The organism is Paenibacillus sp. P5_B5 (assembly GCF_056400365.1).
Window position 1 is genome coordinate 61,638 of the sequence record NZ_JBFULK010000005.1, and the last position, 18,701, is coordinate 80,338.

The following is an 18,701-nucleotide window of genomic DNA, read 5'->3' on the forward strand; positions in this document are numbered from 1 at the left end:
CCCGTTAAGTGTTGATGTCAGCTTAGGCAGATGTTGCGTCTTGCTCCTTAGCTTTCATGTCCTGTTCGATGCTTTTGAGTGCTCGATAATATTTTAACATAGGAAAGAGCAATGTGGCGACTATTAGCAAAAAACCAGCTGCAGCCAAAGAGTTAAGGATACCTAATGTAGATGCAAACCACCCGCCTAGTAGCAAGCCGATGACTATCATCGTATTAGCAAGTGAGTTGAAAATAGCCATTCCTCTACCTCTTGCATGATCTGGTGTAAGGATGACGAATAGACTCCCAAGCGGAACATTAATGAAAGCAACGGCAATGCCAAGTAAGACGATCCAGCCATAAATAGGTGGTAATCCGAATAGGTTGTGGAGAGGTTCAAGTGGAAGGATCAGGATACAATTGATACCAATCGCTATAAGTGACCCTAGCATAAGCGTATGGGGTAAGAGACGTTTAATCAAATAGGAAGCTCCGATTACACCGAATAAACTGCCAATTCCAAGTGCTGTTTCGAGGAATCCATAGTGCACGGGTGGTACTTTAAATGTATACAGTAGCGCAGCATCTATATTGGTATTAATAATACCAATTACGAGCATGGTAGGGATGAGCAGGATCAGGATAGCTAACAAGCCTTGGTTGCGGAATACAATACGAAAGCCTTCTTGGAAAGATTGTTTGTAGGATAGATGAACGGCTGGATCTTTGGCCTTACTTAGAGTTTGGACATTCGGAATAAATAGGATGAATACGGCTGAAATCAGGAATGTAACAACCGTTATGACGAATATAGCCGTAAAGTTATGGAAGCCGATCAGAACACCACCGATCGCAGGACCAATCATTCTCATAGCCGTCGCTGTTGCTTGGGATAAGGAAACGGATTGCGTGATATTCTCTTCTCCTACGATTCTGGGGATAATGGAAGTCCGAGCAGGCTCGAAGAATAAAGCACCAATCCCTTCAAAGAATACAAGCACAAGTAATAAAGCAAGCGAGTGCTGAGAAGGGATCATAAGCAGAACGATGATGGCTCGATAGAGATCGGAACTAATCATGATTCTTTTTTTGGAGAAACGATCTACTAGCGGTCCAATGAAAGAACCAAATAACGTGCTTGGAATGATTTGGGCCAGAATGACAAAGCTGATCACAATCGGATTGTCGGATAAATTGGCTGCAAGATAAACAATGAGAAGCTTAGTTATTCCATCACCTAGTTGGGAAACAATTTGAGCAAGCCACAGATTTAAGTAAGAACGATTGCGCAGTAATGTTAGCATGATAATCACCTCATAAGTTATTAAGTTTCAGACTCAATTAATAAAAATTTATCGTTAAAATTTATTTTAACGGTAAAAAACAATTTAATCAATACTATTTTTTAGTTTTTTTTGAAAAATATGAAGTCTCACTCCTATGCAAAAAAGACTAGTCGGTGATCTACACCGTCTAGTCTTTTATGTTTTTATGGCATTATGAAACAGTGTTATGCTCTTAAAGCTCAGGTATGCTCTTTATCACCTTGTCAACAATCCCATATCCCAATGCTTCATCCGCGGACATGAAATAATCACGTTCCATGTCGCTATTGATACGTTCAATGGCCTGACCAGTATGTTCGCTAGTAATTCGATTGATCGTTTCTCGTGTCTGTAGGATGCGTTTAGCAGAAATGGCGATGTCGGTAGCTTGACCTTGTGCCCCGCCGCTTGGCTGATGAATCATCACTTCACTGTTCGGCAGAGCATAACGCTTGCCTTTGGCTCCAGCAAGGAGTAGGGTCGACGCCATGGAAAAGGCTGCTCCCGTACAGATCGTTGATACCTGAGGCTTAATGAACTGCATGGTGTCATAAATAGCAAGTCCTGCTGTAACCGATCCACCCGGGCTATTAATGTACAAGGAGATATCCTTATCAGGATCTTCAGCAGTCAGATAAAGTAGCTGTGCAACAATCGAATTCGCGACTTGATCATCAATCGCTGATCCTAGGAAAATAATTCGATCTTTTAACAAACGGGAATAAATATCGTAAGATCTTTCTCCGCGATTCGTTTGATCGATGACATATGGAATAAAAGTACTCATGCTATATCCCTCCACGTATAAGCCTTGTGAGTGAATTAGGCCGCCAATTGGTCAAGAGGGTGTAAATGACTGAAATGATTGGTGTAATTGTTGGTTGCGTTATATTTGCTGCTGCTTGGAATAGTTCTGCTTTGTGCGGTTACAGTTGGAACAAGATCCAGAGGTGCACCATCATTGAGTAATAGGATGAGTGCTTGAGGATCACCCGATCTGAATGCGGCAAGATAGGCGTATACGACCTTATCGTCAGTTCTATCACAACCTAGCTGAGATGCTTTATTAGAGTTGCTCCAATCATCTGCTAAGAGCTCTTTGCTATTAAGCTGTTGAAGTTTGGTTCTTGCACGATTAAGTGCAGCCTTAATGGCTCCTTCAGTTGTTCGTAGTAGCTCGGCTACTTCAGAGGCAGTATAACGCAGGGCATCTATGAGCAGTAATATTACTCGCTGACGAGGTGGTAAATTCGCCACTAGCGTCTCCATGGCAGCCTCTAATTCGAATACATCGAAAGTCTCTTCAGTTGGAACTTGAAGTGGATCAAGGTTCGAGTCGATAAGCAACTTATCTTTTCGACAGCGATCAATCCAAGAGTTGGAGGCGATCCGGAATAGGTAGGCTTTGCTTATTTCTTGCTTATACGGATACCGTATAAACATAGAATAGGCCTTCATTATAGTCTCCTGCGCGAGATCCTCTGCTTCAAAGTGCGAACCAGTCACAGCACGACAATACCACTGTAGTGATACATGTAGGGGTTCTACATTATTCATGAATGTTCGCTGAACAACTTCAGTATTTAGGCTTTGGTCAGAAGCATAAAGAGACATGCTGAAAGCCTCCTTCATTGACTAGGGATGGTCGGTATTCACTCACAGTATATACGATAAAAATGAGCAAATCGATACGGTACCCATCTAGATTGAAAAATAAAGTGAATTAGAGTACGGTAAGAGATAAGAGTTATTACAAAAGATTGTATCGGAACAGGAGGATGTTAGTTGAATGAGACAGGAGTAGTGCTGGAAGGCGGCGGTATGCGCGGCGTATATACAGGCGGAGTGCTCGAGTATTGGCTGGAGAATGGACTGAAATTCCCTTATACCGTAGGTGTTTCTGCTGGAGCATGCAATGCAATATCCTATATATCTGGACAGCATGGTCGTAATAAGAAGGTTACTATAGACTATATTGGTGATAATCGTTACTTGAGTATAAAGAATTTATGGCGTGAAAAAAGCTTGTTTGGCATGAATTTTATTTTTGAACAAATGCCTAAAGAACTCGTTCCATTCGATTATGATACGTTCTACAATTCATCACAGCAGCTTATTGTTGGAACAACAGATGCGTATACGGGGGAAGCTGTGTTTTATCGAGATTTCGACTTACGGGAACAAACCTTGAAGTTAGTTCGTGCTTCTAGCAGTTTGCCGTTCTTATCTCCTCCAGTTCAACATGGTGGACGCACGCTATTCGATGGAGGAATTGCATCCCCTATTCCAGTTGAACAGTCGATGAAGGATGGCAATACTCGTCATATTGTTGTGCTGACACAGCCAGCCAATTACCTTAAGAAACCAACTCGACTTGGATGGTTAGCTAGACGATTTTACAGTGAATATACGGGGCTTATTCGTGCTCTAGAAGAGCGTGCTGCAGTATATAATGCAACTCTTGATCGTCTTGCAGAAATGGAGAAGGAAGGCAGCGCAGTCATTATTCGTCCATCTGTTGATTTACAGGTCGGCCGAATGGGGAAGAAAAAAGATAAATTAGAAGCACTATATGAGCTTGGAATGAGAGATGCCGAAGCAGCGATGGACAAGCTTAAGAAGTGGATATAAGTGAAAAAGGGGAGTGCCATATGATGACGGCACTCCCTTTATATTTAGAATGTGGGTAGATTATCTAGATTGTTACTCGGATCACCATCTGCATTACTGCGGATATGCTCATCTCCATCTCGACCTCGAAATACATTGACATTACTGATTTCTCCAGCTTTAGCCATCTGCTGCGCTTGCATATAATCAACTACTTGGCCTGACGACAGCTGCATTTCTACGATATCTCCATCCCCATTCTTACGAACGGCAACGATTTGCTCTTGGTTCAATTTATTCACCTCCAGTTCACCAGACATGTATATAGGGTGAATTCGCTATTAGGTTGATCGAAAGTTGTGTGGTTTATTCCTATAACCTATTCATCAACTACCTCGATTCATTTTACGATACTTAAGTGGCGACGATCCGATGGTTCCTTTAAATACTCTTCCAAAATGGGTTAGGTTCTCAAATCCTACACGATCGGCAATTTCAGATACGGATAATTGAGAATTCTTTAGAAGAGAGCGAGCTTCTTTCATACGAATGTTATTCAGATACTCGATACAGGTAAATCCGGTCACTTCTTTGAAGGTCCGGCTTAAATGAGAGGGACTAATAGAGAAGCTTTGAGATAAATCATCTAAGGTTATACGTTTATCATAATTGCTATTAATAAATTCTAAAACACGGGAAATTTTCTTATTGGCCCGATTCGATTCAATTAGACTGTGATTAAGACCCATATCAACTTTGCGTTTGAGGAAGACGAGTAGCTCCATCAGTAGGATTTTTTGGTAATAGTCGTATCCCGGCAATTGATTGGCTTCTTCCTGAATCATTTTATTAAAAAGATGCTCGATAAAGGTTTGGTCGTATCCGCCGAGCTTGATCGCATTCGATTTGGAATGAAAGTAGGAGAAGAGGTTAAACCCTTCATGGTCGACGAGAAAGTTACTTAGAAAGCCCTTCTTAAAAACCAAGGTTACTCGTTCATATGTAGTGCCGTTTAAATTAACGAGCTTATGTAAATCGTTCATGTTAATAAACAATAAGACACCGCTGACAATTTGGTAAGTTCTGTCTTCAATATAATAATAAATTTCACCTGAGATTAGATAGAGGATTTCATAGGCATCGTGATAATGAGTGGATGGCATGCTGGAGTGGATTTTCTTTTCACGACTAATGTAAAAAGGAAGAGATTCATAAAAATTGATTTCCATAGACATCAACTCCCGATCAAATGAGTGCATTATGCGTGGGAAATATGCTTTTTGGTACACGTTAGATTTATTTCTATTATTTGTATTATATCATTCATGACGATTTGCAGGAGATGAAGTGAAGAGAGGGTCAATAAATTCCCTCACATAGTTGAAATATAATAGCATTATACGTAGAGAATAAACATTTTAAGGAAAATAGGAAGAGAATGTTTGTGAGGTGTTGGGATATATTGAAGGTGGTAAAGCGCTTTAATTAACAATGGAAAAGAGGTAATGAAGGTGCAGATTTCAAAAAATCTTAAAAGAAGATTATATCAAATCCTATCATTTTTACTCATTCTAATTTTGCTGCCATTAAATGTTATAGGAGCTGCAAGCGCAGAGGAAGAGCCAGCCGAGATGGCAATCACATCGGGTACGGAAATTCTTGCCCAGTGGAATTTTACTAGCTCTGGAACGGGGGGGATTATTCCAGCATCGTCTGGCGTAAATCAACTTAGTTCCACCATTCAAGCTGTTGGTGGTCCATTCTTTGAGGCACTCGTATCAACTGATAATAGTATTAAATATCAAGGCTGGGATAACGGAGCGAACACCAAATACTGGCTAGTTACGCTATCGACGAAGGATTATGAGAATATTACTTTATCCTCGCAGCAGACATCAACAGGCTCTGGCCCTCGTGATTTTAAAGTTCAAATTAGCGGTGATAATCAAACTTGGTCGGATGTACCAAATGGCGGTCTAACATTAATAACGAGTAATTTTAGTTGTACGAACTGTAAATTACAGGATGCCCCACTGAACGCAAATAATCAAGATTTGTTGTACATACGCTGGGTCGTTACGACCACCAAAGCAACAAATTCAAGTAATTCTGCTGTTGGCGCCTTTGGTTCGAGCTTATTAAAGGACGTTATTGTAAAAGGCAATCGGATTGAAGAGGGCACGGAAATACCAACAAGTGAAGTAGCCAAAACCCCTGCAGCCAGTGCTACCGGACAGACAGAAAATGCACTCGTATCTGTTAAATTTAATAAAGGCATTAGCTTGAATTCGGGCTATAATCCTACAATTGTTGAAAATAACGCAAGTGCACTAACTGGCATAACAGCAACAGTTAATAATGATACTTTAATCATCGGTCATCCTAACTTTTTGAATGGAAAGACCTATACCGTAAACGTTCCTAAGGAGTTAGTATCAGGTACGGATGGCGTAGCTCTTGCTAACGATATTACATGGAGTTTTACAATAAAGAATGCTACGAGCCCTAGTGAACCTAAAGTTATAGCAGAATGGGTATTTACGAATGGAGGAAGTAACGGAAGCTTCCCTGCTACAAATGGTCTGAACAAAACATCCTCCACATTTACGAATGTAGGTGGTGTATTCGAGGCTTACGATAGTGGCACGAAAGCAATCAGCTATCAAGGCTGGAATGGCAGTGGGGCTAAATATTGGCTGGCAACCGTTCCTACGACGGGTTATGAGAATATAACGTTATCGTCGGTACAAAATTCCTCAGGAACGGGACCACGTGATTTCAAAGTGCAAACTAGCACAGATAATCAGGCCTGGCAGGATGTGCCGAACACAAGTCTCAAGATGGTTACTTCGAGCTTCGCTTGTGCAGGAGATACTTGTAAATTAAGCAACGTTCCTGTTCCGAATGCAGATAATAAGAGCTTGTTGTACATTCGCTGGCTCGTCAGTTCGAATGTTAATACCAAAGGTGAAGCGGGAGCAATAGGAAGCTATGGTTCAAGCAGAATCAAGGATATTCGTGTGTCAGGGAGCCCTAGCTCAGGAACAAATCCTGATGTTCCAACAATAGATGAGGTTTTGCTTCCTGCAAGTGGCGCAGTGAATGTTGCTGTGAGTGCACCAGTTACGGTTAAATTCAATAAGCCGATTAGCCTTGTTGCAGGGTATACTGCGACGATCAAGAGTAGTGACAACATTACATTAAGCAATGTAACAACTGAAGTCATCAATAATAATACCTTAAAGATCAATCACCCGAACTTTACAAGCGGAAAGTCCTATACGGTATCCTTACCTAAGGAACTGATCAAAGGTCAGGATAATTTACCGTTAATTCGGGATGTTTCTTGGAGCTTTACCGTTCAAAACTCAACTAGTGCACCTGTATTACCGAAGTTAATCAACATGACTTTTAATGGAGATCCAAAAACAAGTATAGCCCTTGCTTGGTATACCGATGTCATAACGAACACGGTGGTTCAAGTGGTGGAAGCTTCCGCAGTTCAGGGCGGTGTGTTTCCAGAGACTGGAGCAACTACTTATCAAGGAAGTTCTGAGAAAATAAGTACTTTCGTGATTCCAGGAGACAGAGCTAATCAGAGGGAAACGAATTACTACAGTCATAAAGCAATTGCGAATAACTTGACGCCAGGAACGGCTTACAAATATCGTGTCGGGAATGGTACTTCGAATAGCTGGAGCCAGATTGGTTCATTCACGACAGATGCAGCAGGAAATCAGCCGTATCATTTCATAGCTGGATCGGATTCACAGGCATCAAGTAGATCAGGCTTTGAACCTTGGGCAGATACTTTTGAGAAGGCAATCGGTCAAATAGGGAATCCTAAATTCCTTCTGAGTGCAGGGGATTTGGTAGACCATGGTGATCTAGAGGAGCAATGGCAATGGATGTTGGGTCTAGCGCAGAATGAGCTTACAACGGTTCCTTTTGTCCCTGTGCTTGGCGGTCATGAAGTTCAGGATTATGATGGAGATGAGACAACACCTAACAATAACTTCTACAATCATTTTAACTTGCCTAAACAGGTTGTTGCCGGTACACATGAAGGTTCTGTTTACTCGTTTGAATATGGAGACGCACTATACCTTGTATTCAATTCACAATTTGAAGGTAAGCTCGCTAGTAATGGAACTGTGCAGTCGGCAGATCAAGAATACTTGGATCAAGTAAAATGGATGAAGAATACGGTTGCAAAGAGTGATAAGAAATGGAAATTTGTTGCGTTCCACAAAGGTCCTTATGCGGCAGGCGATAATTCAGGAGAATGGGAAGATGATCGTGTACAATTTTATAAAAAGCACCTAGTTCCTGCGTTCGATGAGATGGGGATCGACATGGTGTTTGAGGCTCACGATCATATGTATATGAGATCTTTTCAAATGTACAATGATCTAGTTGTTCCAACCTCACAAATCACGCTAGATAGTGAAGGAAATGCGATCAATCCTAAAGGAACTGTTTATTTGATGTCGAACTCACTCGGAAATAAATTCTACACGAAATATCCAGGATATAACGATTATTTTGCAGCGAAGAACCTACAACCGAACAAAAAGATGTTTACTGATGTTTCTGTCGCGGATCAAGTGCTTCAATTTACAGCTTATACAGCAGCTATAGCGGACGAAGGATCTGGCAACAATGGTGTGAAAGTTTATGATCACTACGGAATCAGAAGAACAGATGTCAAGCCGGCAGTGGTCACGAATGCGAGTGTTGTTCTAAATGGCAACAAAGCAGTCATTTCATGGAGACCTCCAACAGGAAGCACAGAACCAGTAAGAGGTTACCGGATTTATGAGAAGAATGATAAGGTATCCACACACTGGAGTGAGTACATTCCTGCAGAGACAGGTAAGACGCAATATAGCTTTACTGTGAACAATATTAATGCGAGTACGAATTACGAATTTATCATCAAAGCAGTTGGTGCGAGATTCAATTCGGATCCCGTGCAAGTGAATACAATTGGAGGGCCAGTTCCGACTAATCCTCCGGCAGTACCTACCAATTTAACAGGTCAGGCGCACTCGTCTTCCCAAATTAATCTCACATGGACAGCTTCAGCGGGTAGCACAGCGCCTACTGGTTATTATGTATATCGCAATGGAAGCAAGGTTGGAACGACTGCGGTAACTTCCTTTAGTGATACAGGACTGAATCCGAATACAACATACAATTATGTGGTAAAGGCTTATAATGCACAGAATCTCGAATCACTCGCAAGTAATACGGTTAGCATTCAGACATTACAGGCGCAGGTAGGAAATGGTCCTCGCAAAGCATTTCCGCAGCATACGACCTATACTGGGAATACGATTAAGCCTAATCATGTGACGCAAACGCAAATGGATGCAACAGTAACTAGGCTATATGATGAATGGAAAGCGAAATACCTCAAGCAGAATCCATACACATCAAATCAATATTATGTCTGGTATAGTGATGGAGATTGGATTGAGCCAGACGATATTTCCATAACAGTATCAGAAGCACATGGTTATGGTATGTTGATTACTGCGATAATGGCTGGACATGATACGAATGCCAAAACTTACTTTGACGGAATGTATCGGTACTTTAGAGCGCATCCGAGTGAAATTAACCCTGATCTAATGGCTTGGCAACAAGGTGATAACGGTTCTGCAATCATAGATATTAACGGAGTTGATTCAGCTACTGACGGTGATATGGATATCGCATATGCGCTTCTGCTTGCTGACAGCCAGTGGGGAAGTAGCGGAGCAATCAACTATTTGGCAGAAGCGAGGAAGGTTATTGATGCCATCATGGAAAGTGATGTGAATCAATCCGAATCAATTTTGCGGATAGCAGATTGGGCGACGAGTGGAACTTGGGCAAATGTAACTCGCCCTTCCGATTTCATGCTTCAGCATATGAAAGATTTCCGAATTGCTTCTAATGATAGTCGATGGGATCAAGTTATTAATAAAACGTATGACATTGTGAATAGCCTGTATGCAAATTATAGCCCGAATGCAGGTCTACTTCCCGATTTCGTGATAAAGAGTGGTAGCAACTTCATTCCTGCGGATCCACAATTATTAGAATCCGATAATGATGGGGACTATTATTATAACTCAGCTCGTACACCTTGGCGTATTGGTACAGATTATCTGATGACAGGGGATATGAGGGGAAATAATCAGCTAAGCGCAATGAATAGCTGGATTCGTGCGAAGACGAATAATAATCCAAGCAATATTATGGCGGGTTATAAGCTGGATGGCTCGCTGGCGATAAGTAATTATGGAGATACGACATTCTCTGCTCCATTCATGGTGAGCGCAATGATCAATTCCTCCAACCAAGCATGGTTAAACAGTCTATGGGATCATAATGCGGCAGTCTCGACATCAGGAGATGTCTATTATGGTAACACCATTCGTTTACTAAGTATGCTAGTTGTATCCGGTAACTGGTGGGCACCGACGATTGTTGAACCCTAATGATGCATAGCTAACATTTACTTATGACGCCAAAAAGTCCAAAGCGCATTCGTTCAATCGAATGGGAGCTTTGGACTTTTGTATTATTCTGATTCACTTTGAGCAAAGCCTCTATGAATGTTTTCATATGGGGAACGTATCTTGTACAACCTCTTCCGCTGTTTGGCGATCCTTAACTAACAGGAATGCCGTTTTCAGCAGGTAGTCGCCGTATTGATTCATTAATGAAACGAGTGCTGCTTCGTCTTTCTCATGAAGACGCTGTATGATATTCAATTCGGGATCACCCTTTCCTATAATTAAGATGCAGCTACAGTGGATTTGGTTGCAATTGCGAAATAATTTTATAAGTATATAATTGATTGAGATTATTGTGTAAAATTTATTGATAGAATAATGAGTAAATAATATCATGTAATCCATTAGGGAAAACAATGAATTAATTCAAGAACAATAATATCCTATGTAAGATCGAAGGAGTAATTTAATTGCTGAACGTATTTGACGTCTCTGACGCGTTAATAAACCATATCAGGACCAATTTTTCAAATGATATTGCTATAATTGCTTACTATGGGTCGTATGCTTAAGGAACAGCGACCGAACGGTCGGACTTGGACTTTTTTTTTATTCCAGCAACATCTGATGGTTATCGTGCGAGCATTCAATTTATTGTGGATGATATAAGTTTTGACTTTTGGCCTATTAGCTGGGAACGGGCTGAAACAATGGCAAAACTGGAGGATTCAAAAACTACGATTATTGCTGACAGTCAAATACTGTACGTTAGATCGGATGAAGACCATGCTCGCTTTATGAAGCTACGAGATAAGATCAATGAGAAGCAAGATCCAAAGAATGGACAACATTTCACAGAGAGAGCTGAAGCGTTGTTACATGACGTCTATGTACATTTATATAAGATGAGACGGAATAATGAATCTGATAGTGTGACCTTATTCCGCATAGAATCATATGAAGTCTTGACGAAAGTACTGCAATGTCTTGCACTCTTAAACCAGACATTCTACACAAAGGGCTGGGGCAAGAACATGGATCAAATTATGCGGCTTCCATTGAAACCACCTCGTTTAGAAATGTTGATTGATGCAATCATGACAGCTGAGTTTGCTGTAGATATTCGTCAAGCTTGTGAAGAGCTAGTATCGGATACACTTGAATTAATTTTGAATAAGAAGGAAACATACACCACTTACCCTTCATATCCAGACAGAATGCTCGGCTATTACGAAGAGGTAAAAGGGGTGCTAGATAAGGTTGTAACAGCATGTGAAACTAACGATTATTCATCAGCCTTTTATGGAGCTGTTGGCGTACAAGATCAAATTGCCTATTTTCTTTATTTCGCTGAAAAGGGGCATTGGCCGAGCCCATTAGATCACTCTATGAGCTATCTGGAGTTATATAAACAGTTAGGGTTTCCGGATCTAATCGATTTTCTGAATCCTGCTGATTTAAGACCACTTCAGACAGCAATAGTGACTTTAGACAATCTCTTAGAAAACCATCTCAGAAACCATGAAGTCAAAGTAAATCGATTTGCCTCGCTTGAGGAGTTCACTGCATTTTTAAATACGAAAGCATAATCGACCAAAGATAACTGTTATTGAACTATTAGTTAAGAATTAGACTTATTTTCAACTGTAATTAATATCCAGTTTACAGGTTATTAAACCTATGGTAAATTTAATTCAACCGGTTGCACAGTACATTGTCAGCCGGTGAGATACAATAGTGCAAACGGTTGCGCAATTTGTTGAATAACCTTGTACTACATATAAGGGGGGCCTGTATGGAGCACAAAAATACGACTCTATCTACCATTGCTGAGCTTGCAGGTGTATCCAAATCTACGGTTTCAAGGGTACTATCGGACCATCCGAGGATAAGCCAGAAAACCAAAGATCGAGTGTATGAAATAATTGAAGAATTGGGATATCACCCCAATGAAGTTGCTAGGAGTTTAGCGAATAAATCGACGAAGACGATTGGAATTGTTATGCCAATTCACAATACAGAGGCATTCTATGCAAGTTCCTTCTTCCAAGAGTCATTAAGAGGGATATGTACTGTAGCGAGTGAAAGCGGTTACGACATTCTGATTTCTACGAATAAATCTTCAGAAGTGGATGTTATTCGAAGATTCATTAATGGTAAAAAGGTTGATGGAATCATCTTAATGAGGTCCCATGTCAAGGATGAAGGTATTGAATCTTTGCTGAAAGCTCAGTTTCCTTTTGTACTCATTGGTAGTTATGAGCCGGAAGTGGGTATATATAGTGTAGATAACGACAACTTTCAAGCTTCTTATGATTTAACGAGTTATTTGATCGCGCAAGGCAAACGTAAAATTTGTTTTATCGGTGGAACTCACGACTCTGTCGTAACGGTCAATCGAATTAACGGCTACAAGAAAGCGCTTAGTGATTTCAATCTATTAATAAATTGCGAATCACTAGTAATAACAGATAATTTATACAGCGAGTCTTCGACTGACATTGAAACAATCTTTACTGCAGAAGATAAGCCTGATGCCATTATTGTTATGGATGATCAAGTAGGCGGGGTTGTGATTGAGAAGCTCAACAAGCTAGGTCTTCGAATCCCCAAAGATGTTCGAGTAGCAGGCTTCAATTCGAGTTCTAATTTTGTGAATGCAAGCCTTTGTATAACGAATATCGATATCCATTCCGAGCAAATAGGGTCCAGGGCATGTCAGATGCTGATTGATTTAATGAACAACAAGAAAGTCGACCACAAAGTGATTGTGGAGCATGATTTAGTGAAAAGAGATAGTTTACTTTGATGAATACTGCTAAGCAGTGTTTATAGACATTTTTTTCATCTTAGAGGAGGTTTTTTTAGAATGAGCATGAAAAAAGGGATTATTGTAGCAACTGCAAGTGCGTTGGTATTGGGGGCTTTGGCAGGTTGTTCGAGTTCAAAAGAAGGAGATAAAGCAGCTGCAGACCAAACAGTAATTGATATTTATCAGTTTAAAGTTGAGTTTAAAGAACAATTCGAAGCGGTTGCCAAAAAGTACGAGAAAGAAAATCCGAATGTCAAAATTAACATTAGTACGGTTGGTGGCGGCGATGATTATGGTGCTTCACTTAAAGCTAAATTTGCATCTGGCGCAGAGCCTGCGATCTTTAATGTCGGAGGACCTCAAGATGTAGCAGATTGGACAGGTAAGCTCACGGATCTTGCTGATACAGAGGCTGCTAAGAAAGCATTACAAGGTACATTAACTGGTGTGACTGTAGATAATAAAATATATGGTCTTCCATTTGCACAAGAAGGTTATGGACTTATATATAATAAAGAAGTTTTCAAGAAAGCAGGAATTGATCCAGCTACGATCACTTCATATGATGCATTAGTCAATGCGGTTAAAACGCTTGATTCCAAAAAATCAGAGCTTGGATTAGAAGCGGTAATGGCATTCGCAGCTAAAGAAACTTGGATTACTGGCTTGCACTTATCCAATCCGTTCTTCGCAGCAGAGTTTGATAATGATATTAACAAAGTGTACGCAGCGAAGGAAATTGAGTTCAAGTATCAAGATGAATTCAAGAAAATGGTTGATCTACAGCAGGAATTTTCTGCACAGCCAACTGTAAGTTTGGACTATTCCAGACAGGTTGAGGAATTATTCTCTCAAAGTAAAGTAGCGATCACACAGCAAGGAAACTGGGTATATAATTCGATCGCTGATATTGATCCAGAATTTGCTGCGAATAATGTAGGCATGCTACCAATTCCAGTTGCTGGTGTTAAAGAAGATGTAATTCCTGTTGGTGTTCCGATGTACTGGGCTGTCAATGAAAATAAAGACGATGCAACTAAGAAAGCAAGTAAAGACTTCTTAGATTGGTTATATACTTCTGAAGAAGGTAAACGTACTGTATTGGAAGACTTCAAATTTGTGCCTGCATATGATGGCTATGATAATGATAAAATCTCAGATCCACTTTCAAAAACTGTTTATGAATATGCTCAAAAAGGTAAAACATCCAGCTGGGTATTCATGGGCTATCCGAGCGCATGGGGAATGGACAAGCTAGGTGCTGACATTCAGCAATATGTGAGTGGAAAGCTAGCTTGGGAACAACTCGTTCAGAATGCTAAGGATTCATGGAAAGCTGCTAGAAATAAGTAATCAACACATAGTTACAAATAAAGTGGCTGTGAAAGCCACTTTATTTGTAACAAAAGTTAAGTTCTGCTCCATCCATATGCTCGCAGTTTCTTGACTTCAAGAAGGAGGATGTTTTATGAAAAACAATAAAAATGGTCTTTCATTCTGGCTGTTTCTCGTGCCAGCACTCGTTGCTTTAATAATTGTAGTTGGTTTCCCTTTGTTATACGGTATTTATTATTCTTTTACAGACTGGAACGGAATTGGTTCTGCAACTCTAATTGGATTCGAAAATTACACCAAGCTGTTTAAGGATGAGGTTTTCCTAAACTCGCTTTGGTTTACAACTAAATTCGCTGTAGTTTCCATTATATTCATTAATATAATTGGACTTGGTTTAGCCTTAATCGTGACTTCTAAGATTAAATCTAAAAATGTTTTAAGAACTGTATTTTTCATGCCAAATCTAATCGGTGGATTAATTCTAGGTTTTATCTGGCAGTTTATTTTTATTAAAGCGTTCGCAGCAATTGGTCAAGCACTAGGTATTGAGTCATTACAGGCATGGCTATCGACCCCAACAACGAGCTTCTGGGGACTAGTTATTCTGATGAGCTGGCAAATGGCTGGTTATATCATGGTGATCTATGTTGCTTACTTAGAGAATGTACCACAGGATATGGTTGAGGCATCAGAGATTGATGGGGCGAGTGCATGGCAAAGATTTCGTCATATCGTTTTCCCGCTAGTTGCCCCAGCATTTACAGTCAGCTTGTTCCTTACGCTGTCGAATTCGTTTAAGTTATACGATCAGAACTTATCGCTAACAGGCGGCGGACCTTATAACTCAACACAGATGGTCGCTATGAACATTTTTAAAACGGCGTTTGGAGAGAACCAAATGGCTTATGCACAAGCCAAAGCAGTAATTTTCTTCATTATCGTTGCTGCCATCGCTTTGACTCAGGTTTATTTCAACAAGAAACGTGAGGTGGAGATGTAATGACTAAAAGAAGAAAGAAACTAGCTCTTGAAATTCTAGGGATTTTACTTGGAATCATCTGGATATCTCCATTTTACTTAATGATCGTTAACTCTTTAAAAACTAAGAAAGAAATTTTTGGAGATACGTTAGGTTTGCCAGCTAAGGTAACCTTTGATAACTATGTTAAAGCAGCGCAGCAATTAGATTTTGTGAACACATTCTTTAATTCATTATTGATTTCGGTTATTAGTGTTGTGGTGATAATTATATTTTCATCCATGGGAGCTTATGCTTTGTCTAGGACGAAGACGAAACTTAGTGAGGCTATGTTCTTAGTATTCGCAGCTGCGATGCTGATTCCGTTTCAGACCGTTATGATTCCACTTGTTGAGATATTCGGTAGTGTTGACATGTTGAATCGCGTGGGTTTAATTATTATGTATCTTGGTTTTGGTTCAAGTTTATCGATTTTCTTATTCCATGGCTCCCTTAAAGGTATTCCAGTAACGTTAGATGAAGCAGCTACCATTGATGGCTGTAATACATTCCAAACCTTCTGGCGTATTGTATTTCCAATGCTCAAGCCTATTACGGTTACAGTTGGTATTTTGAATATCATCTGGGTTTGGAACGATTACTTATTGCCATCGCTAGTTATTAATCAAGAAGGCATGCAGACCATTCCACTCAAAATGTTCTATTTCTTTGGTGAATATACGAAACAGTGGCATTTAGCCCTAGCGGGTCTGACGATTGCGATTATTCCGATCATTATTATTTATTTCATTGCACAAAAACAAATTATCGCTGGTATAACTCAAGGATCCGTGAAGTAGGGGGAATTATAAATGAGATTGTATGATGTTGATGGATTCAAATTAACAACAAGCAAGTTGCATAAGTCTGATATGCGACTTGCAGAAAGCCTTACCTCGATTGGCAATGGCTATATGGGAATGAGAGGGAATTTTGAAGAAACCTATTCCGGCGATTCTCATCTTGGTAGTTACATTGCGGGCGTATGGTTCCCTGATAAAACCAAAGTAGGCTGGTGGAAGAATGGCTACCCCGAATATTTTGGTAAAGTGATCAATGCTCTTAATTATATTGGGATACGAGTTCATTTGGACGGGGAAGAGGTAGATCTTTCAGTTGATCTAGTACGTGATTTCCATCACGAGCTCGATATGAAGAATGGCATCCTAAAGAGACAATTTATCGTTGACAAAGGTACTAAGCAGACGCGAGTTGAAGTTGAACGGTTCTTAAGCATTGATCGTAAAGAAATTTGCGCTATTTCATATAAGGCTACTCCGTTAAATTATGCGGGCAAGGTCGTGTTCACACCGTTCCTTGATGGCAATGTAAAGAATGAGGATTCAAATTACGAGGAGACTTTCTGGCTGGAGATTGAGCGTGGTGTTAAATCTTTAAATGGCTTCCTAGTGGCTCAAACAAAGCCGAATCCATTCGGTACTCCGCAGTTTACGGTAGGTGCAAGTATGCAAATCGCGCCAATGAAGGAAGCCTCGGTCGATGTGCTTGAGCGTGCAATGTATGTGGAGAATTCGGTAGCCTGTCATGCGAATGAGGGTGAAACGGTTGGCATTTATAAGTATATCGCTGTAACAACCTCTAGAGACTATTCAGATTCGGAAGTACGAACTAAAGCTCAAGAAATTGTGCATGATGCAGCTAGTACTGGATATGAGGCATTGAAACTCGCACATGAGACGAAGTGGCATGCTAGATGGGATATCTCCGATGTTGAAATTGTAGGAGATGAAGAAGCTCAGCAGGGAATTCGATTTAATCTATTCCAGCTCTTCTCGACTTACTATGGGCAAGATGCTCGTTTGAATATTGGTCCCAAAGGATTCACTGGTGAAAAATATGGTGGCGCAACTTATTGGGATACGGAAGCCTATGCAGTTCCATTGTATTTATCTGTAGCTGATAAGGAAGTAACACGCAACTTACTACTTTATCGTTATAACCAGCTTGAGGGTGCTTACCATAATGCAAGGCAGCAAGGCTTACAAGGTGCCTTATATCCGATGGTAACCTTTACAGGCGTTGAGTGTCACAATGAGTGGGAAATTACATTTGAAGAAATTCATCGGAACGCGTCGATGGTTTATGCGATCTATAATTATGTGAACTATACAGATGATAAAGCTTACCTAAGTGAATTCGGTATTGATGTTTTAGTCGGTGTCGCAAGATTCTGGGCGGATCGGGTGCATTTCTCTGAGCGTAAACAGGTATATATGATTCATGGAGTTACAGGGCCGAACGAGTACGAGAATAATGTGAATAACAATTGGTATACGAATTTAATGGCTAAATGGTGCCTAGAGTACACATTGGAAGTCATTGAATATTTACGTCAATCAGGAGCGACTGGGAACTTGGAGAAACTTCAGGTGGCTGACGAAGAACGTAAGCAGTGGCGTTCCATTGCGGAGCAAATGTATTTACCTTACGACAAAGAGCTAGATGTATTCGTACAACATGATACATTCCTGGATAAGGATTTGATGCCTGTTGATGAATTGAAGCCAGAAGAACGTCCAATTAATCAGAAATGGTCATGGGATCGCATCTTACGCTCTTGTTTCATTAAACAAGCAGATGTCTTGCAAGGCATTTACTTCTTAAATGATCAATTTACTTTGGAAGCGAAACGACGGAATTTCGAGTTCTACGAGCCGATGACAGTTCACGAATCAAGCTTATCGCCTTGCATTCACTCCATTCTTGCCGCTGAGATAGGCATGGAGGAGAAGGCTGTTGAGATGTACAAACGTACAGCTCGACTTGATCTCGATAACTACAACAATGATACAGAGGATGGCTTGCATATTACCTCAATGACAGGAAGTTGGTTATCTATTGTTCAAGGATTCGCAGGGATGAGAACAAGCGGTGGTATGCTGTCATTCAATCCTCTATTACCTAAGGACTGGGAGCAGTATTCCTTTAAGATTAACTATCGTGATCGATTAATTAAGGTAACAGTAAGTAAGGAGAATACCGTCCTTGAGTTACTGAAAGGTAACGATTTAAAGCTTCAGCTTAAAGGTGAAGCGGTTCTATTAGAAAACACGATTTCGCTATCGAATTAATAATGGAGAGGGAGGCTTA

14 protein-coding genes are annotated in these 18,701 nt (G+C 40.4%); 8 read left to right on the forward strand and 6 right to left on the reverse strand.

Features of this window, described 5'->3' with window-relative positions; all coding sequences use genetic code 11:
• Positions 1-22: 22 nt before the first annotated feature.
• The 3 genes from AC1DOK_RS08115 to AC1DOK_RS08125 all read right to left on the reverse strand — a co-directional run bounded on the left by AC1DOK_RS08115 (position 23) and on the right by AC1DOK_RS08125 (position 2,920).
• A complete protein-coding gene (locus AC1DOK_RS08115) occupies positions 23-1,285 on the reverse strand; it encodes an MFS transporter (RefSeq protein WP_477553757.1) in 1,263 nt (420 codons plus the stop codon).
• Positions 1,286-1,499: 214 nt separating this feature from the next.
• A complete protein-coding gene (gene clpP, locus AC1DOK_RS08120) occupies positions 1,500-2,093 on the reverse strand; it encodes an ATP-dependent Clp endopeptidase proteolytic subunit ClpP (protein WP_477553758.1) in 594 nt (197 codons plus the stop codon).
• Between the two features lie 35 nt (positions 2,094-2,128).
• Complete coding sequence (locus AC1DOK_RS08125) at positions 2,129-2,920, reverse strand: RNA polymerase sigma factor (RefSeq protein ID WP_477553759.1); 792 nt, start codon at positions 2,918-2,920, stop codon at positions 2,129-2,131.
• 171 nt (positions 2,921-3,091) lie between these two features.
• Here AC1DOK_RS08125 and AC1DOK_RS08130 point away from each other — a divergent pair, with 171 nt between their 5' ends.
• Positions 3,092-3,937, forward strand: a complete 846-nt coding sequence (locus tag AC1DOK_RS08130; protein ID WP_477553760.1) for a patatin-like phospholipase family protein — start codon at positions 3,092-3,094, stop codon at positions 3,935-3,937.
• A gap of 44 nt (positions 3,938-3,981) precedes the next feature.
• Here the strand turns inward: AC1DOK_RS08130 and AC1DOK_RS08135 are convergent, their stop codons facing one another.
• Both AC1DOK_RS08135 and AC1DOK_RS08140 read right to left on the reverse strand, forming a co-directional pair.
• Entirely contained in the window at positions 3,982-4,209 is a 228-nt protein-coding gene (locus AC1DOK_RS08135; RefSeq protein ID WP_477553761.1) for a DUF3892 domain-containing protein, read from the reverse strand.
• Between the two features lie 93 nt (positions 4,210-4,302).
• Positions 4,303-5,145: a helix-turn-helix domain-containing protein gene (locus tag AC1DOK_RS08140; protein ID WP_477553762.1), complete on the reverse strand. Its 843-nt coding sequence runs from the start codon at positions 5,143-5,145 to the stop codon at positions 4,303-4,305.
• A 282-nt stretch (positions 5,146-5,427) separates the two neighbouring features.
• Here AC1DOK_RS08140 and AC1DOK_RS08145 point away from each other — a divergent pair, with 282 nt between their 5' ends.
• Positions 5,428-10,407, forward strand: a complete 4,980-nt coding sequence (locus AC1DOK_RS08145; RefSeq protein ID WP_477553763.1) for a glycosyl hydrolase family 8 — start codon at positions 5,428-5,430, stop codon at positions 10,405-10,407.
• A 123-nt stretch (positions 10,408-10,530) separates the two neighbouring features.
• On the opposite strand, the gene AC1DOK_RS08150 is transcribed toward AC1DOK_RS08145, so the two are convergent.
• Entirely contained in the window at positions 10,531-10,683 is a 153-nt protein-coding gene (locus AC1DOK_RS08150; protein ID WP_477553764.1) for an RNA polymerase sigma factor, read from the reverse strand.
• Between the two features lie 338 nt (positions 10,684-11,021).
• Here AC1DOK_RS08150 and AC1DOK_RS08155 point away from each other — a divergent pair, with 338 nt between their 5' ends.
• The 6 genes from AC1DOK_RS08155 to AC1DOK_RS08180 all read left to right on the forward strand — a co-directional run bounded on the left by AC1DOK_RS08155 (position 11,022) and on the right by AC1DOK_RS08180 (position 18,682).
• Positions 11,022-12,014: a kanamycin nucleotidyltransferase C-terminal domain-containing protein gene (locus AC1DOK_RS08155; protein WP_477553765.1), complete on the forward strand. Its 993-nt coding sequence runs from the start codon at positions 11,022-11,024 to the stop codon at positions 12,012-12,014.
• A 206-nt stretch (positions 12,015-12,220) separates the two neighbouring features.
• Complete coding sequence (locus tag AC1DOK_RS08160) at positions 12,221-13,234, forward strand: LacI family DNA-binding transcriptional regulator (RefSeq protein WP_477553766.1); 1,014 nt, start codon at positions 12,221-12,223, stop codon at positions 13,232-13,234.
• 60 nt (positions 13,235-13,294) lie between these two features.
• Positions 13,295-14,590, forward strand: a complete 1,296-nt coding sequence (locus AC1DOK_RS08165; RefSeq protein ID WP_477553767.1) for an ABC transporter substrate-binding protein — start codon at positions 13,295-13,297, stop codon at positions 14,588-14,590.
• A 115-nt stretch (positions 14,591-14,705) separates the two neighbouring features.
• Positions 14,706-15,572 (forward strand): carbohydrate ABC transporter permease, encoded by an 867-nt coding sequence (locus AC1DOK_RS08170; protein WP_477553768.1) that lies wholly within the window; start codon positions 14,706-14,708, stop codon positions 15,570-15,572.
• Positions 15,572-16,390 (forward strand): carbohydrate ABC transporter permease, encoded by an 819-nt coding sequence (locus AC1DOK_RS08175; RefSeq protein ID WP_477553769.1) that lies wholly within the window; start codon positions 15,572-15,574, stop codon positions 16,388-16,390. Before AC1DOK_RS08170 ends, AC1DOK_RS08175 begins: the two co-directional genes overlap by 1 nt.
• A gap of 12 nt (positions 16,391-16,402) precedes the next feature.
• The gene (locus AC1DOK_RS08180) at positions 16,403-18,682 is read left to right on the forward strand and encodes a glycoside hydrolase family 65 protein (protein WP_477553770.1); all 2,280 of its coding nucleotides are present in this window, start codon (positions 16,403-16,405) and stop codon (positions 18,680-18,682) included.
• The last annotated feature ends 19 nt before the right edge of the window (positions 18,683-18,701 follow it).

Excerpts from the sequence above, each read along its gene's own strand:
- AC1DOK_RS08170 (WP_477553768.1), top strand. The coding sequence starts at position 14,706 with ATGAAAAACAATAAAAATGGTCTTTCATTCTGGCTGTTTCTCGTGCCA.
- AC1DOK_RS08115 (WP_477553757.1), bottom strand. The coding sequence starts at position 1,285 with ATGCTAACATTACTGCGCAATCGTTCTTACTTAAATCTGTGGCTTGCT.
- AC1DOK_RS08125 (WP_477553759.1), bottom strand. The coding sequence starts at position 2,920 with ATGTCTCTTTATGCTTCTGACCAAAGCCTAAATACTGAAGTTGTTCAG.
- AC1DOK_RS08140 (WP_477553762.1), bottom strand. The coding sequence starts at position 5,145 with ATGGAAATCAATTTTTATGAATCTCTTCCTTTTTACATTAGTCGTGAA.
- AC1DOK_RS08165 (WP_477553767.1), top strand. The coding sequence starts at position 13,295 with ATGAGCATGAAAAAAGGGATTATTGTAGCAACTGCAAGTGCGTTGGTA.
- AC1DOK_RS08180 (WP_477553770.1), top strand. The coding sequence starts at position 16,403 with ATGAGATTGTATGATGTTGATGGATTCAAATTAACAACAAGCAAGTTG.
- AC1DOK_RS08160 (WP_477553766.1), top strand. The coding sequence starts at position 12,221 with ATGGAGCACAAAAATACGACTCTATCTACCATTGCTGAGCTTGCAGGT.
- AC1DOK_RS08175 (WP_477553769.1), top strand. The coding sequence starts at position 15,572 with ATGACTAAAAGAAGAAAGAAACTAGCTCTTGAAATTCTAGGGATTTTA.
- clpP (WP_477553758.1), bottom strand. The coding sequence starts at position 2,093 with ATGAGTACTTTTATTCCATATGTCATCGATCAAACGAATCGCGGAGAA.